General features: G+C 45.9%; 1 protein-coding gene. It reads left to right on the top strand.

Going from position 1 to position 255, the window contains the following annotated elements; genetic code table 11:
• On the top strand, positions 1 to 255 hold a 255-nt coding region (locus tag ICN28_RS09695; protein WP_255536221.1), incomplete at both ends, for a GTP-binding protein.

Here is a 255-nt window from a genome sequence, read left to right as displayed (position 1 = left end):
CACGTGAGCACATCTTGTTGGCTCGTCAGGTTGGCGTTCCATACATCATCGTGTTCATGAACAAGTGCGACATGGTTGATGATGCAGAATTGTTAGAGTTAGTAGAAATGGAAGTTCGTGAACTGTTGTCTAAGTACGACTTCCCTGGTGATGACACACCAATCGTTAAAGGTTCAGCAAAGTTGGCGCTTGAAGGCGACAAAGGTGCTTTGGGTGAAGAAGCGATCATGCAATTGGCTGAAGCTCTTGACACAT

It is taken from the genome of Polynucleobacter sp. 30F-ANTBAC (assembly GCF_018882385.1).
Taxonomy (GTDB): Bacteria; Pseudomonadota; Gammaproteobacteria; order Burkholderiales; family Burkholderiaceae; genus Polynucleobacter.
Note: the sequence above shows the minus strand (reverse complement) of the source record. Positions and strands in the feature narration are given on the sequence as shown.